Consider the following 15,093-nt stretch of genomic DNA (forward strand, 5'->3'; position numbering starts at 1 on the left):
CCGGAATTGCTTAAGGATAATCGCCCGGCAATTGTTTTCAACTATCTAAAAGCTTTTGGCAATCAAATTTTTCGTTTGCTTACCTTGGTCACGCTTTCGACGCCGCATTGTCATCACAAGGCCGCAGGGCGCGCCTACGATGGTCGCATCACTGCCAACAAGGAATTCATCATGGCCTCCGCTCAATACCGCATTGAAAGCAGAAACTCCCTTCAGCACAGCCTGTTGCCGCTCGCCACGTTTCGCTCGCTGTACGCCGACCGGTCACTGGCTGTAGCCGTAGCGGTAAAAAGCGTGGGCGACCCGACCTGCCAGGAAATCCGCGTGGTGCATATTCCCAGCGGCGAAGTTGTTTTTCAGACTTCTTTCATCAGCCACTAAACACCAACCCTGGCCGTGAGGCATTGGCCTGATCAGTCCGCGTATCGGACCGAAAGCTCAGTGCGTGATCACCACCAGCACACTGCAGGGCGCGTGTTCAATCAGCGACTTGGACACCGACCCGCGCCACCAGCGTGCGGCCCAGCCATCGAGGTGCTTGTGGCCGACGACAATCAGGTCAGCGCCCATCTTGCTCGCGTATTTGGAGATCTCGTCCACGGTTTCACCCAGCAGCACTTCACCGGCGGCATGGTGGCCGCCCTGAGCCAGCTGGCTCAGACCTTCATCGAGAATGCCCCGGTATTTTTCTTTTTCAGCCTCGGCCAGGCTGCGGTCGTAGACGCCGCCTTCCACGCCGATCAGGTCCATGTACAGGGGCGTCACGGCGATCAGGGTCAGTGAGGCCTGGCTCCACTGCGCAATCTCCTGGCAGTCCAGCAGCGCCTTCTGCCCCGCCTTGGAACCGTCATAAGCCAGCAATATTTTTTTGTACACGGTGAGAATCTCCAGTGTGGGCGTCAGTGTGACGTACAGCCCATGCGGTGAAAAGATGAATAAAAGGATAGACCGTCCATGGCATCCACGCAAGACGGAATCTCCCTTGCTGCGAGAATCAGCCCATGCGTCCTCCCTTGCTCTCTGGCCTGCCACGCCGCCACCTGCTGCTTGCCGGCGGGCTTGCGGGCCTGGGCGCCATGGCAACAGGCCGGCCCGCGCTCGGCTTGCCGCTCAAAGCCCTGCAGTTTCCGCGCGACTTTGGTGCACACCCTGACTTTCGCACCGAGTGGTGGTACGTCACCGGCTACGCCAACGCCGGCACACGGTCTTTCGGTTTTCAGCTCACTTTCTTCCGCTCACGCGTGGACGCGACGCAAGCCATGACCTCGAAGTTCGCCGCCAGGCAGCTGATTTTTGCGCATGCCGCCATCACCGATGTGCAAGGCAACAAGCTCTGGCATGACCAGCGCATTGCCCGCGAAGGCTTTGACATTGCCAGCGCCTCGGTGTCAGCCATGGCGCTCAAGCTGCGCGAGTGGTCCCTGAACAGCCAGGGCCGAACGCACCGCGCTCAATTGCCTGCAAGCGACTTTGCGCTGGACCTGCAGTTCACCGAGACACAGCCGCTGCTGCTGCAGGGCGACCAGGGCCTGTCACGCAAAGGCCCCGAGCCAAAACAGGCCAGCTATTACTACAGCCTGCCGCAGTTGGCGACCAGCGGCAGCCTGCGTATCAAGGCCCAGACCTTCGAGGTCAGCGGCAAGGCCTGGCTGGACCATGAGTGGAGCGAGGAGATCCTGCACCCCGACGCCGTGGGCTGGGACTGGATTGGCATGAACCTTGACGACGGCAGCGCGCTGACCGCTTTCCGCCTGCGCGACAAGGACGGCAACGCAGTGTGGGACGGCGGCTCTTTCCGCCCCGCAAAAGGCAACGCGTACACATTCCGCCGCGGCGAAGTGGTCTTCAAACCCGTGCGCCGCTGGAAAAGCCCGCTGAGCCAGGCCAGTTACCCGGTCGAGTGGATCCTGCGTACACCCGCAGACTTTTATACGGTGCGCGCGGTGATTGACAACCAGGAACTCGACAGCCGCCAGTCCACTGGGGCGATCTACTGGGAGGGACTGAGCGAGCTGATTGACAGCAATGGCAAGCGCGTGGGGCGCGGGTACCTGGAGATGACGGGGTATGCGTCCCCACTGCGGCTGTGATGGGTGCGCGCGGCGGGGCCTGGTCAGGCGCTTGGTAGGGGTCAGCAGTCAAGTCTGCGAGATGTGGCGCACGCCGGGCACTTTGACCTGGTAAGTCTGGACAAGCCTGCGTTAGAAGCGGTGTTCGAGGAAGTGCGCCGCGCGCTGCTCCCCTGACATTTATGAACGATTTTGGCCTCCAGCCCCTGGCGGATGGGCGTAAGCAGCTATTAAATAGATAGCATAACGTGAACGCCCCAGTTGCTCAGCGGTCAGGCACGCGCGGCAGACCTTGTTCCATGTCGTCTTTCAGCGCCACGCCCGACCGCTTTTGAAGCCGCATCTGGTCAAGCAGCCAGGCGATCTTGGCCGCCGCAGCCGCAGGCGCCAAACCCTCGGGCCGGATATTGGAGACGCAGTTGCGGTCGGCGTCGCTGGCGCCTGCGCCGGGTGCCCAGGTCAGGTAGGCGCCCAGGCTGTCGGGCGAGGACAGGCCGGGCCGCTCGCCGATCAGCACCAGCACGGCCTCGGCCTGCAGGCACCGCGCCACCGCGTCACCCGCCGCGACGCGGCCGTAATGCAGCACGACGACAGGCGCGAGCGTCCAGCCCTGCGCCTTCAATGCCGGTAGCAAGGCCCGCAACACTGGCACGGCGTGGTTTTGCGTGGCCTGCGCCGACAAGCCATCGGCCAGCACGATGGCCAGCCCGCCCGGCGAAGGGCTGGCCTGCAACAAGGCCAGCGAACCCTCGTCAAGTTGACGCCCCAGGTCGGGCCGCATCAGGTAGCTGCGCCGGTCTGTCGCGGCGCTGTGGCACACCAGCGCCTGCTGGCCCAGCTGCGCCAGCTCCGCCGTCAGAGCGGCAGCGTCCAGCGCCGCACCGACAGCGTCGCGCGCCCTTGCGTGAGCCAGGCGAAAGTCGAGCAGCGCGGGCGTCGCCAGCGAGGCCCCGGTGCGTGGCAGGCCGATGCGCGCAGCGGTCAGCGGCCGCAGCGCTGCCCACATCTCGCTGACAGCCGATGGCAGATCACCGGCAGGGGTCGGGGCCTTGTCGTCCGTCATGCGTTCTTGCCCAGCAACTGCCTGAAAGACGCAGGCACGCCGCCAGGCCGCACGCGGCCCTGCCCGTCGATCAGTCCTTGCGCACCCAGCCATGCCTCGAACTCGGGCGCGGGCCGTTTGCCCAGCAGGTCGCGCATGGCCAGTGCGTCGTGGAAAGAGGTACTTTGGTAACCCAGCATGATGTCGTCGGCACCGGGCACCCCCATGACGAAGTTGACGCCCGACGCCACCAGCAGGGCCAGCAACGCATCCATGTCGTCCTGGTCGGCCTCGGCATGGTTGGTGTAACAAACGTCGCAGCCCATGGGCAGGCCCAGCAACTTGCCGCAGAACTGGTCTTCGAGCGCGGCGCGCGTGATCTGCTTGCCGTCGTACAAATACTCAGGGCCGATGAAGCCGACCACGGTGTTGACGAGAAAGGGCTTGAAGTGACGCGCTACCGCATAAGCGCGCGCCTCCATGGTCTGCTGGTCCACCCCGTGGTGCTGCCCGGCCGACAACGCGCTGCCCTGCCCGGTCTCGAAATACATCACGTTGTTGCCGACCGTGCCGCGCGCCAGCGACTGCGCCGCGTCGTGCGCCTCCTGCAGGATTGCCAGGCTGATGCCAAAGCTGCGGTTGGCGCCTTGGCTCCCGGTGATGGACTGGAACACCAGGTCCACCGGCGTGCCGCGGGCGATCAGGCCCAGCGTGGTGGTGACATGCGCGAGCACACAGCTTTGTGTGGGGATGGCCAGCTTGTTGCGCACCTCGTCGAGCAGGCACAGCAGCGTGTGCGCGCTGTCAGGGCTGTCGGTGGCGGGGTTGATGCCTATCATCGCGTCGCCCGCGCCCAGCAGCAGGCCGTCAAGAATGCTGGCCGCGATGCCGCGCAGGTTGTCGGTCGGGTGGTTCGGCTGCAGACGCACAGAAAAGCGCCCGGGCAGGCCGACGGTGTTGCGAAAACGCGTGACCACGTTGCACTTGGCCGCGACGATCATCAGATCCTGCAGGCGCATGAGTTTGCTGACGGCCGCCACCATCTCCGGCGTGAGGCCGGGCGCCAGGGCGGTCAGCGTGGCAGTGACGGTGCTGTCGGCCAGCAGCCAGTCGCGCAGGCCACCCACCGTGAGGTGCGCGACCTGCCCCAACGCAGCAGCGTCATGCGTGTCGATGATCAGCCGCGTGACTTCGTCAGCCTCATAAGGCACGACAGCGTGTTTGAGGAAATCTGTCAGAGGCACATCGGCCAGTGCAAACTGCGCCGCCACCCGCTGCTCGGCCGATGTTGCCGCCAGCCCGGCTAATACATCGCCACTGCGCAGCGGCGAGGCGCAGGCCATCAGCGTGGCGAGGTCCTTGAAGATATGGGTTTCCTGACCGACCGGCATTCGGTACATCGCTGTAAGCCCAGGTTGCGGCGTTCGCACCGCTACGGCAGGTGTGCTTGTCGCCAGCCCCTATCGTAGGGGAAGTGGGTGCGGCTGTGTGGCCTGGCCGACGAAGTGGCGTGTAACGCGCTTTGCCAGAACCCCGTGCACATGCCAGATGACGCATGTTTCAGGCCGCCAGCCCTTGTCGCGTGGTCGTTAGCAGCTATCAAATGCATAGCTATTTTTGCCTGGAAAATCCGGATGCACCACTCACGCTGGCGTTTGTACTCAACGCGCCAGGTAGCCGCCGTCCACGGGGTAGTAGGCGCCCGTCACAAACGACGCCTTGTCCGATGACAGCCAGAGCACCAGTTCGGCAACTTCCTCCGGCTTTCCCAGCCGGCCTATCGGGTGCGCGCCGACCAGCATGGCGTTGATGGCGGGGTCTTCTTCAAGCCCGGTGATCATGGGGGTGTGGATGAAGCCCGGTCCGACGGCGTTGATGCGAACGCCGTGTGCGCTGTATTCAAGCGCAGCAGCCTGACTCAGCCCAAGCACGCCGTGTTTCGCGGCGGTGTAGGCCGGCGCTCCGGCAAAGCCGACGGCGCCAAGGATGGAGGCCATGTTGATGATGCTGCCGCCCCCGCTTTTGAGCATCGCCGGGATCTGGTATTTCATGCCGTAGAACACACCCGACAGGTTGATGTTGATGACCTGGGCCCAGCCGTCGAGCGGGTAGTCTGCCGTGGAGGCCTGCGGACCGCCGATGCCAGCGTTGTTGCAGGCGATGTCGAGGCGGCCGTAGCGGGCCAGCGTCTGCGCTACCAGCGCCTCGCCGTCTTCGGGCTTGCCGACGTCGGCGGCGACAAACAGCGCGTCGCCGCCCTGGGCGCGTATCAAGGCAGCCGTTTCCTCGCCGCCAGCAATGCTGACGTCTGACACCACCACCCGGGCGCCCTCGCGTGCCCACGCCAACGCGACGGCGCGGCCAATCCCCGATGAAGCGCCCGTGACCAAGCCCACTTTGTTTTTCAGCATGTCGGTTCGTCCTGTGACTCTGGCGGCATGGTGCCGTCGACCCGCCGCCTGCGGCAACGCCTCAGAAAAAGGCGCACCGGGCAACTTCAGGAAATTGTGCGCCTGCCGGAGTCACCAGCGTTTGATCTGGAACATGAAGAAACGCATGAGCGGCAAACGGTGCATGGGCCTGTGCACCGCCGGATTTTGCGCCGCGTCAGTAATCGGCGCGCAGAAGGCGCCGGGCGCGCGGGCTCATCCTGGCCAGCATGGCCTGCGTCATCCACGGATAAGCCGTGATGGCGCTGACAACGGAACGGGGCACCTTGAAAGGCGCCTGGCCGCCGCCGACGGCCTTGTTGATCAGCGCCGAGGCAGGTGCGGAGCGCTTGCCGGTAACGCCGGAAGGTGTGGAGCCAGAGAAAAAAGTAGTGGAGGTCATGGGATGTCCTTTCAAACTGACATGACGACAGAAGAAGGCTGTCGAACAGGGGTCAGGTCTCAAATGTAGGGTTAACCTGTATAAAAGTAAAACGACTTATATTTCGTTTGAATGCAATAATTTTGTTAGGTAGGCCTGCCCAAAAAAAGGAGACAAGCATGGACATCAACCTCGCCCGCACCTTCCTGGAGATCGTGGCCTGCCACAGCTTTGTGCAGGCGGCCGAGCGTCTGCACGTCACGCAGACGGCCGTCAGCGCGCGCGTGAAAACGCTGGAAGAAATGCTGGGGCGCCAGCTCTTTGTGCGCAACAAGGCCGGTGCCTCGCTGACGCCGGCGGGCGAGCAGTTTGTCCGTCACGCGATGACGCTGGTGCAGGTCTGGGAACGTGCGCGCCAGCAGATGGCGGTGCCGCCGGGGCGGCGCGCACTGGTCACGGTGGGCTGCGAGATCAGCCTGTGGCACCCCCTGCTTGTGGACTGGCTGCTGTGGATGCGCAAGAGCGCGCCAGATCTGGCGCTGCGCACCGAGGTCGGCCTGGCCGAGGAACTGCTCGAACGGGTGGCGCACGGCACCCTGGACATCGTGATTGCGTATGCGCCGCGGCAGCGGCCGGGCCTGCGCATCGAGCTGCTGATCGAGGAGAAACTGGTGCTGGTGAGCACCGCGCCCGGCGGGCAGGCGCCGCAGACGGCCGACTATGTGTATGTGGACTGGGGGCGCGAGTTTGCGGCGCAACACAGCCTGGCCTTTCCCGAGCTGTCCAGCGTGGGCGTGTCGTCCAGCCTGGGACCGCTGGGCCTGGAGTACCTGCTTGCGGTCGGCGGCGCGGGTTTTTTCCGGCAGAACGTGGTGCGCAAACACATCCAGGAAGGACGGCTGCACCGCGTCGCTGGCGCGCCGGAATTTTTGTACCCGGCCTATGCGGTGTATGCGGCCGATGCCGACATGACGGTGCTGGCGCCGGCGCTGGCCGGATTGCGGAGTGTCGCGGGAAAAGCCACCTCCAGGCCGCGCATTGCCACGGCGCCTGCAAAGGGCCCACAGGTCAAGCCGCCCCCGCGCGGGTCGTCCGTCAGCGCGTCGCGGCGCAGCCGCAAACTGTAGCCAACTGCGCGCCAGAACGCACGAGCGCACCCGACTAAACTGAAGCGATGGCCACTACATCTCCCTCCGACGCATCCAAGGGCGCACCCCGCTCCCTGTCTGGCCTGCTGCCTTTTTTGCGGCCCTACCGCAGCCGCATCGCGCTGGCCATGGTTTTCCTGGTGATGGCGGCGGTGGCCACGCTGATCTTTCCGCTGGCGCTGCGAGGCCTGATCGACGGAGGCTTGAGCGAAGCTGACAAGGGTGAACAGTTGATGGCGCTGCGCACCCACTTCTTTGAACTGTTTGGCGTGGCAGCGGCACTGGGGCTTTTTTCGGCCGGGCGCTTTTACATGGTGAGCTGGCTGGGCGAACGTGTGACGGCCGACCTGCGCAATGCGGTGTACGGCCACGTCTTGCGGCAAAGCCCGGAGTTTTTTGAAACCACGCAGACCGGCGAGGTGTTGTCGCGCCTGACCGGTGACACCACGCTGGTGCAGACTGTCGTGGGCTCCTCGCTCAGCATGGGCCTGCGCAATGCGGTGATGGGTGTGGGCGCGCTGGGCATGCTGGTGTACACCAACCCCTACCTGATGTTCCAGGTGATGGGTGTGCTGGTGCTGATCGTGCTGCCATCGGCGTGGTTTGGCCGACGCGTGCGCAAGCTTTCGCGCGCCAGCCAGGACCGTGTCGCCGACTCCAGCGCGATTGCGGCCGAAGTGCTCAACGCGATACCCGTGGTGCAAAGCTACACCGCCGAAACGCGCGAGGCGGCACGCTTTGATGCCTCGACCCAGGAAGCCTTCGAGACCGCCGTGCGCCGCACCCGCGCGCGCTCTGTGCTGATTGCCTTCATCATCATTGCCACGTCGGGTGCGCTGCTCTGGGGCCTGTACCAGGGCACGCAGGCCGTGCTGCGCGGCGACATCACGGCCGGCCACCTGGGCCAGACCGTGGTCTACGTGATCATGCTGGCCGGCGCCACGGCCGTGCTCGGCGAGGTGTATGGCGACCTGCTTCGCGCCGCTGGCGCCACAGAACGGCTGATGGAACTGCTGGAAACCCGTTCGCCTGTCACTTCACCATCAAATCCGGTTGCAGCCCCCGTCCTGCGGTCGGGAAGCGCTATCAAATTCGAAGCAGTGACGTTTCACTATCCGTCCCGGCCGCTGCAACCGGCGCTGACCGACTTCACGCTGAATGTCCAGCCGGGCGAAACCGTGGCCCTGGTCGGGCCCAGCGGCGCCGGTAAAAGTACGGTGTTTCAGTTGCTGCTTCGCTTTTACGACCCGGCCTCCGGGCGCATCGAGCTGGACGGCGCGGAAACGCGCGATCTGGCACTGGAAGACCTGCGCCATCGCGTCGGCATTGTGCCGCAGGATGCGGTGATTTTTTCGACCAGCGCGCTGGAGAACATCCGCTACGGCAAGCCCGGCGCCAGCGACGAGGAAACCAGAGCGGCGGCCCAGGCCGCGTTTGCGCATGACTTCATCATGACGCTGCCCGAGGGTTATGACACCTTTCTGGGTGAGCGCGGCGTGCGCCTCTCGGGTGGCCAGCGCCAGCGCATCGCGATAGCCCGCGCGATGCTGAAAAATTCGCCCTTGCTGCTGCTGGACGAAGCGACCAGTGCCCTCGACGCCGAGAGCGAACGCATGGTGCAGGCGGCGCTGGAGTCTGCCATGAAGGGGCGCACCACCCTGGTCATTGCCCACCGCCTGGCGACTGTGCAACAGGCCGACCGCATCATCGTGCTGGACCACGGCCGGCTGGTGGAGCAGGGAACCCATACCGAGCTGGTGGAGCGTGGCGGTATCTATGCGCGCCTGGCGGCGCTGCAGTTCAACGCCTGAGGCGATAGTCATCCCGAGCCTTGCCTGTCATCCCGGACTGGATCCGGGATCCATGCCGCATGAACCACCGCCTCAGGCCCGCGCCGCATGGAATGCGGCTCAAGGCCGCAATGACAAACTGCGGCAACCCTCTGTTATGCATTATTTGCATGAGAACGCATGAAGCCGGCCTTGGACAGTTGAAAGCCATGCGCCTAAGCTCTGGGCATTGATTCGTCCACCAGGAGTTTTTCATGTCGCAACCGTCCTCGTCACCCGCCGCCGCCGGCGCCCATCCCCTGCCCTCTTACCTGCAGGCCGACAAACTCGGCCCCTGGGGCAACTATCTGCAGCAGGTTGATCGCGTGATCCCGCACCTGGGTAACCTCGCGCGCTGGGCCGAAACACTCAAACGACCCAAACGCATCCTGATCGTCGATGTACCCATCCACCTGGACGACGGCACGGTGGCGCACTTTGAGGGCTACCGCGTGCAGCACAATGTCTCACGCGGCCCCGGCAAGGGCGGCGTGCGTTTTCACCAGGACGTCACGCTGTCGGAAGTCATGGCCTTGTCGGCCTGGATGTCCATCAAGAACGCCGCGGTCAATGTGCCTTACGGCGGCGCCAAGGGCGGCATCCGCGTAGACCCGAAAAAACTCTCGCGTGGCGAGCTCGAACGCATGACGCGCCGCTACACCAGCGAGATCGGCATCATCATCGGCCCGAACAAGGACATCCCCGCACCGGACGTCAACACCAACGAGCAGATCATGGCCTGGATGATGGACACCTACTCGATGAACACCGGCTCGACCGCCACTGGCGTAGTCACCGGCAAGCCGGTGGATCTGGGTGGCTCGCTGGGACGGCGCGAAGCCACCGGCCGCGGTGTTTTCACCGTGGGTGCGGAAGCCGCCATACACATAGGACTGGACATCGCCACCTCCCGCATTGCGGTGCAGGGTTTCGGCAATGTGGGCGGCGTGGCCGGCAAGCTGTTTGCCGAGGCGGGCGCGCGCATTGTCGCGGTGCAGGACCACGGCGGCACGATTTACCGTGAAGCCGGGCTGGATGTGCCCTCACTGCTCAAACACGTTCTGGATAGCGGCAGTGTGGCCGGCTTTGCCCAGGCCGAGGTGTTGGCCGACGACAAGTTCTGGGACGTTGACTGCGAGATCCTGATCCCCGCCGCGCTGGAGCAACAGATCACCAAGGACAACGCCAGCCGCATCAAGGCCCGCATGATCATCGAAGGTGCGAACGGCCCGACCACGCCCGAGGCCGACGACATTCTTCAGGAGCGCAATGTGCTGGTGTTGCCCGACGTGATCGCCAACGCCGGTGGCGTGACGGTCAGCTATTTTGAATGGGTGCAGGATTTTTCGAGCTTTTTCTGGGACGAAGCCGAGATCAACGCCCGTCTGGTGCGCATCATGAAAGAGGCCTTTGCCGGCGTCTGGCAGGTGGCCCAGGACAACAAGGTCAGCCTGCGCACAGCCACGTTTATCGTGGCCTGCAAACGCATTCTGCACACGCGTGAGCTGCGGGGTTTGTACCCTTGAGCGTCCGCGGCCTCGAGTCGTCACGAAGGGCCATCCTTGCGTTCAATTCAAGCAGGGGTGCGAGTGCGGGTCCGCCGGCCCGCAGGGGCCGCGGCCCCGAGGGGCTGGAGCCTACGGCTCCAAAGCTGCCTGCGCAGCTTTGGACAGGCGACAGAGGCGAAGCGCCTCGCGAGCCGCAGCCTGCAAGGCCTCGGAAGCTACACGCAATGAGCGACCGTGGGGGTTTATATCTACTGGAGTGTTTCCTTCAGCGCAGCGGGCAGCGGCAGGGGCATGACCTCGATGCCTTCTTCGATCAGCTCTATCGCTTCGGCCCGGCTGGCCTGGCCGCGAATGCTGCGCGGCTCGACGTCGCCGTAATGCATGGCGCGCGCTTCGTCGGCAAAACGCTCACCCACATCGTCGGTGTTGGCCAGAACGTGCCTGAGCGCTGACAAAAACTCCGCCCGCATGGCTGGGCTGCCAGCGGCTACGTCATGGCCAGGCAACGCGGCCGGCGCTGATGCAGGAACAGACACTTCACGCGATGGCGACACCGCCAGCTTCGCATCAACAGCAACGCCGAAATTCAGCCGGGGCGCACTCGGCATTTTCTGGATAGCCGGGTCCGCGCACAGCGGGCAGGTGACCAGGCCGCGGGCCAGCTGGCCCTGAAAATCTTCTTCCGAGCCAAACCAGCCTTCGAAGGCGTGCTGGTGCGAACACTGGAGGTTGAGGACTTTCATGCAAGGATTATCGCGTCGGACTCAAGACGCGTCGTCCTGCCAGTCCAAAACCCACGCGCCGGACAACACATTTTGCAGCCAAAGCACGCCGGTCAGGGTCTTGGCGTCGGTGACGTGGCCATCGCGGCACCATTGCACCAGCTCGTCCGGTGCGGCGGTAAGCACGTCGAGAAACTCGCCGGCATCAAGTTGACGCTCGCCCGCTGTGAGGTCTCTGGCAAACCAGATATCGATGAATTCGGTGGAATAGGAAATCACCGGGTGCATCACGCCGGCCCGGGCCCAACGCCGCGCGGTGTAGCCGGTTTCTTCCAGCAGCTCGCGCTTGGCGCATGCCAGGGGATCTTCGCCGGCATCGAGTTTGCCGGCAGGAAATTCGATCATCACCGACTGCACGGGGTAACGAAACTGGCGCTCAAGCACCACGTGGCCGTCGTCCAGCTGGGCAATGATCACGACCGCCCCTGGATGACGCACATATTCGCGCGTCGCCTCGCGACCGTCGGGCAACCTGACCGTATCGCGAAAGGCATGCAGGAAATGCCCTTTGAGCAGTTCCTGGCTGGTGATTTTTTCTTCCCGCAGATGGCGGTCCGCCGACGAATCGGGAAGCCCTGCGGGCAGCTCAGCCGAAGCCATGCTCAGCGGTGCTTGAAGAGGTAACGGTATACAAAGCCGGGGAAGGCGAAGGTGATGAACAGCGTGGCAGTGATCGCATAAAACTCCCAGCCTTGCGGCGCAATCTGCCCGGCCCGCTGTTCGAGAAACAGGCCGATGCCGCCGACCACAAAATACCAGAACACCATCTCCGCCACACGAACGGCCAGCAACTTGGGTGAGGCGAGCCTGACCACCACGAGCAGGCGGTTGCTGATGAATGGCAGATTGGCAGCCAGCAGCGCCAGCGCCACCAGCAGCCACACCGAGAAGGTCTGGTTCATACCCCCAACGACCTCACGACGCTGGCAATCGCCTGCGTACACAAGGTCATCAGACCGCCAGGCATGAGGCCCAGCAACAGCACCAGCGCGCCGTTGATGGTCAGCACCACGCGGGCATCGGCGGGCGCGACGATGGCGGTTGGCATGCCCGGGTTGGGCGCGTCAAAGTACATGACCTTCACGACACGCAAGTAGTAAAAGGCGCCGATCAGCGACATCATCACGGCAAACACCGCCAGCACGACGTAGGGGGTTTGCTGTGACGACACCAGCGCCTGCAACACGCCGAGCTTGGCGAAGAAGCCGACCACAGGCGGCACACCAGCCAGCGAGAACATGCAGATCGCCATGACACCGGCAAACAGCGGGCTGCGTTGGTTCAGACCGGCCAGATCAGTGATTTCTTCGGACTCATGGCCGACACGCGCCAGCAGCAAAATAATGCCGAACACCGCCAGCGTGGTCAGCACATAGGTGATGACATAAAACATGGCCGCGCCATAGGCGAATTCGGCGTTGAGCTTGTTGCCGTTGACCACACCGGCGAGCAGGGCCAGCAGCAAAAAACCCATCTGCGAAATCGTCGAATACGCCAGCATGCGCTTGAGGTTGGACTGCGCGATGGCCGCGAGGTTGCCAACCAGCAGCGAACCTATCGCCAGAATCGCGAGCATTTGCTGCCAGTCGATGGCCAGTGGCAACAGGCCCTGCACCAGCACGCGGATACAGATGGCAAAGGCGGCAAGCTGGGGCGCAGCGCCTATCAAGAGCGTGATGGCCGTGGGGGCACCCTGGTAAACGTCAGGCAGCCACATGTGAAAAGGCACGGCGCCCAGCTTGAAGGCCAGACCAGCCACAATGAAGACCAGGCCAAACACCAGCACCGAATGTTTCACCTGGCGGCTGGCAATCGCCTTGTACACCTCGTTGACGTCCAGCGAACCGGTGGCGCCGTACATCATGGACATGCCATAAAGCAGAAAACCCGAGGCCAGCGCACCGAGCACAAAATACTTCATCGCTGCCTCGGTGGCCGTCGCATTGTCGCGGCGCAGTGCCACAAGGGCATAACTGCACAGCGCCATCAACTCCAGACCCATGTAGATCACCAGGAAGTTGTGGCCGGAAATCATCACGAAGATACCCAGCAGCGCAAACAGGCCCAGCGTGAACATCTCGCCGCCGCGCAACATCTGGCGGTCCGCCGCATAGGGCCGGGCGTAAACCAGAGTCGCCATCATCGCAATGGAGGCAAAACACTTGAGCCAGTTGCCCATCGGGTCACTGACGACCATGTTGCCGAAGCCATAGACCGTGTTGCCGTTGACCGCATAGACCGCCGTCAGCGCAGCCACCACGGCCAGCGTGAGCAATGTCAGCACATGGGTCAGCGTGCGCTGCGGGCTTTTGACGCCGAGGTCCACCAGCAGGATGACACAAGCCATCGTGAGCAGGACGATCTCGGGAGAAACCGCGATCCAACTGAGTTTGTCAATCATCTGAATTCTTCTGGATAGGTGGCTTATTGCAGTTTGGATACTGCGACATGTTTGAGCAAGCCGGCGACCGAGCTGTCCATCACATCAGTAAAAGGCTTGGGGTAGATGCCCATGAACATCACGGCAATTGCCAGCAGGGACAGCATCAGGAATTCGCGGCTATTGATGTCGGTCAGACCTTTGACATCGTCATTGGTGACCGGGCCCAGATACACCCGCTTGTACATCCACAGCGTATAGGCCGCACCGAAAATCAGGGCGGTGGAGGCGGCCAGGCCGATCCAGAAGTTGAACTTGATGGCACCCAGGATCACCATCCACTCACCGACAAAACCGGCTGTCGCTGGAAGGCCGCAATTGGCCATGGCAAACAGCAGCGCAAACGCCGAAAACCTGGGCATGGTGTTGACCACGCCGCCGTAACTGGCGATCTCGCGCGAATGCACGCGGTCGTACAACACGCCTATGCACAGGAACATGGCGCCAGACACAAAGCCATGCGCAATCATCTGCACGATGCCGCCGGACACGCCGAGGTCATTGAAGATGAAGAAGCCCAGCGTCACAAAACCCATGTGGGCCACGGACGAGTAGGCGACCAGTTTTTTCATGTCCTGCTGGACCATGGCGACCAGCCCCACATAGATAACGGCAATCAGCGACAACGCAATCATCAGCCAGGCCCACTCGCGCGCGGCGTCGGGGGCAATCGGCATCGAGAAACGCAGGAAGCCATAGGCGCCGAGCTTGAGCATGATGGCGGCCAGAACCGCAGAGCCCCCTGTGGGCGCCTCCACGTGCACGTCGGGCAGCCAGGTATGCACCGGCCACATCGGTACCTTGACCGCAAAGGCGGCAAAGAAGGCGAAGAACAGGAAGGTCTGCGCCGTTCCGCTTAAAGGCAGGCTGTACCAGGTCGCCAGATCAAAGCTGCCGTTAGACTTGACGTACAGGAAGATCAGCGCGATCAGCATCAGCAGCGACCCGAGCAGCGTATAGAGGAAAAACTTGAAGGCCGCGTAGATCTTTTTCGGGCCACCCCAGATACCGATGATCAGGTACATCGGGATCAGCGTTGCCTCGAAAAACACGTAAAACAGCATGCCATCCATCGCTGTGAACACGCCAATCATCAGTCCGCTGAGAATCAGGAAGGCGGCCATGTACTGATTCACGCGGGTCGTGATGGACTCCCAGCTGGCGATGATGACAACCACATTGATGAAGGCCGTCAGCAGCACAAACCACAGCGAGATGCCGTCCACGCCGAGGTGGTAGTTGATGTCGAAACGGTCTATCCATGCAGCCTTTTCGACAAACTGCATTGCAGACGTGCCCAGCTCAAAACCACCGTACAGCGGCAGGGTCACGAGAAAACTGACCACGGCACCGATCAGTGCGATCCAGCGCACGCTGCGTGCCTGTTCGTCACGTCCGAGTGCCAGCAGCACGACGCCGAAAATAATCGGCGTCCAGATGGCAAGGCTCAACAATCCCATTTTT

At 63.0% G+C, this 15,093-nt stretch carries 15 protein-coding genes; 5 read left to right on the forward strand and 10 right to left on the reverse strand.

All coding sequences use genetic code 11. The features are described from left to right. Window positions 1–6: 6 nt before the first annotated feature. Window positions 7–381 carry a hypothetical protein gene (locus tag ACESMT_RS05655; RefSeq protein WP_372825599.1) on the forward strand — a complete coding sequence of 125 codons (375 nt, stop codon included), beginning with the start codon at window positions 7–9 and terminating at the stop codon, window positions 379–381. A gap of 57 nt (window positions 382–438) precedes the next feature. Here ACESMT_RS05655 and ACESMT_RS05660 read toward each other — a convergent pair whose 3' ends face one another. Next, the gene (locus ACESMT_RS05660) at window positions 439–876 is read right to left on the reverse strand and encodes a universal stress protein (protein ID WP_372825600.1); all 438 of its coding nucleotides are present in this window, start codon (window positions 874–876) and stop codon (window positions 439–441) included. Between the two features lie 125 nt (window positions 877–1,001). Here ACESMT_RS05660 and ACESMT_RS05665 point away from each other — a divergent pair, with 125 nt between their 5' ends. Further along, the gene (locus tag ACESMT_RS05665; protein WP_372825601.1) at window positions 1,002–2,090 is read left to right on the forward strand and encodes a lipocalin-like domain-containing protein; all 1,089 of its coding nucleotides are present in this window, start codon (window positions 1,002–1,004) and stop codon (window positions 2,088–2,090) included. 244 nt (window positions 2,091–2,334) lie between these two features. On the opposite strand, the gene eutC is transcribed toward ACESMT_RS05665, so the two are convergent. The 4 genes from eutC to ACESMT_RS05685 form a co-directional block, all read right to left on the reverse strand. After that, window positions 2,335–3,132, reverse strand: coding sequence for an ethanolamine ammonia-lyase subunit EutC (eutC, locus tag ACESMT_RS05670; RefSeq protein ID WP_372825602.1), 798 nt, complete (start codon window positions 3,130–3,132; stop codon window positions 2,335–2,337). Continuing rightward, window positions 3,129–4,511, reverse strand: coding sequence for an ethanolamine ammonia-lyase subunit EutB (locus ACESMT_RS05675; protein WP_372825603.1), 1,383 nt, complete (start codon window positions 4,509–4,511; stop codon window positions 3,129–3,131). The genes eutC and ACESMT_RS05675 overlap by 4 nt, the downstream gene beginning before the upstream one ends. A gap of 261 nt (window positions 4,512–4,772) precedes the next feature. Beyond that, on the reverse strand, window positions 4,773–5,522 hold the full coding sequence (locus tag ACESMT_RS05680; RefSeq protein ID WP_372825605.1) for an SDR family oxidoreductase: 750 nt from the start codon (window positions 5,520–5,522) through the stop codon (window positions 4,773–4,775). 196 nt (window positions 5,523–5,718) lie between these two features. Further along, window positions 5,719–5,943, reverse strand: coding sequence for a hypothetical protein (locus ACESMT_RS05685; protein ID WP_372825606.1), 225 nt, complete (start codon window positions 5,941–5,943; stop codon window positions 5,719–5,721). 158 nt (window positions 5,944–6,101) lie between these two features. Between ACESMT_RS05685 and ACESMT_RS05690 the strand changes: the two genes are divergently transcribed. The 3 genes from ACESMT_RS05690 to ACESMT_RS05700 all read left to right on the forward strand — a co-directional run bounded on the left by ACESMT_RS05690 (window position 6,102) and on the right by ACESMT_RS05700 (window position 10,425). Then, window positions 6,102–7,049, forward strand: a complete 948-nt coding sequence (locus tag ACESMT_RS05690; protein ID WP_372825607.1) for a LysR family transcriptional regulator — start codon at window positions 6,102–6,104, stop codon at window positions 7,047–7,049. 47 nt (window positions 7,050–7,096) lie between these two features. Further along, window positions 7,097–8,881 (forward strand): ABC transporter transmembrane domain-containing protein, encoded by a 1,785-nt coding sequence (locus tag ACESMT_RS05695; RefSeq protein ID WP_372825608.1) that lies wholly within the window; start codon window positions 7,097–7,099, stop codon window positions 8,879–8,881. A 233-nt stretch (window positions 8,882–9,114) separates the two neighbouring features. After that, on the forward strand, window positions 9,115–10,425 hold the full coding sequence (locus tag ACESMT_RS05700) for a Glu/Leu/Phe/Val dehydrogenase (protein WP_372825610.1): 1,311 nt from the start codon (window positions 9,115–9,117) through the stop codon (window positions 10,423–10,425). A gap of 230 nt (window positions 10,426–10,655) precedes the next feature. On the opposite strand, the gene ACESMT_RS05705 is transcribed toward ACESMT_RS05700, so the two are convergent. Genes ACESMT_RS05705 through ACESMT_RS05725 form a run of 5 tightly spaced genes read right to left on the reverse strand, consistent with a single transcriptional unit; the run spans window position 10,656 to window position 15,089 of the window. After that, on the reverse strand, window positions 10,656–11,150 hold the full coding sequence (locus tag ACESMT_RS05705; RefSeq protein ID WP_372825611.1) for a DUF1178 family protein: 495 nt from the start codon (window positions 11,148–11,150) through the stop codon (window positions 10,656–10,658). Between the two features lie 21 nt (window positions 11,151–11,171). Continuing rightward, window positions 11,172–11,789, reverse strand: coding sequence for an NUDIX domain-containing protein (locus ACESMT_RS05710; protein WP_372825612.1), 618 nt, complete (start codon window positions 11,787–11,789; stop codon window positions 11,172–11,174). A 2-nt stretch (window positions 11,790–11,791) separates the two neighbouring features. Continuing rightward, a complete protein-coding gene (locus ACESMT_RS05715; protein WP_372825613.1) occupies window positions 11,792–12,091 on the reverse strand; it encodes a DUF2818 family protein in 300 nt (99 codons plus the stop codon). Then, window positions 12,088–13,590, reverse strand: a complete 1,503-nt coding sequence (gene nuoN / locus ACESMT_RS05720; protein WP_372825614.1) for an NADH-quinone oxidoreductase subunit NuoN — start codon at window positions 13,588–13,590, stop codon at window positions 12,088–12,090. Before nuoN ends, ACESMT_RS05715 begins: the two co-directional genes overlap by 4 nt. A gap of 23 nt (window positions 13,591–13,613) precedes the next feature. Continuing rightward, on the reverse strand, window positions 13,614–15,089 hold the full coding sequence (locus ACESMT_RS05725; protein WP_372825615.1) for an NADH-quinone oxidoreductase subunit M: 1,476 nt from the start codon (window positions 15,087–15,089) through the stop codon (window positions 13,614–13,616). Window positions 15,090–15,093 lie beyond the last annotated feature (4 nt).

This window comes from Polaromonas sp., from assembly GCF_041689105.1.
Classification (GTDB): Bacteria; Pseudomonadota; Gammaproteobacteria; order Burkholderiales; family Burkholderiaceae_C; genus Polaromonas.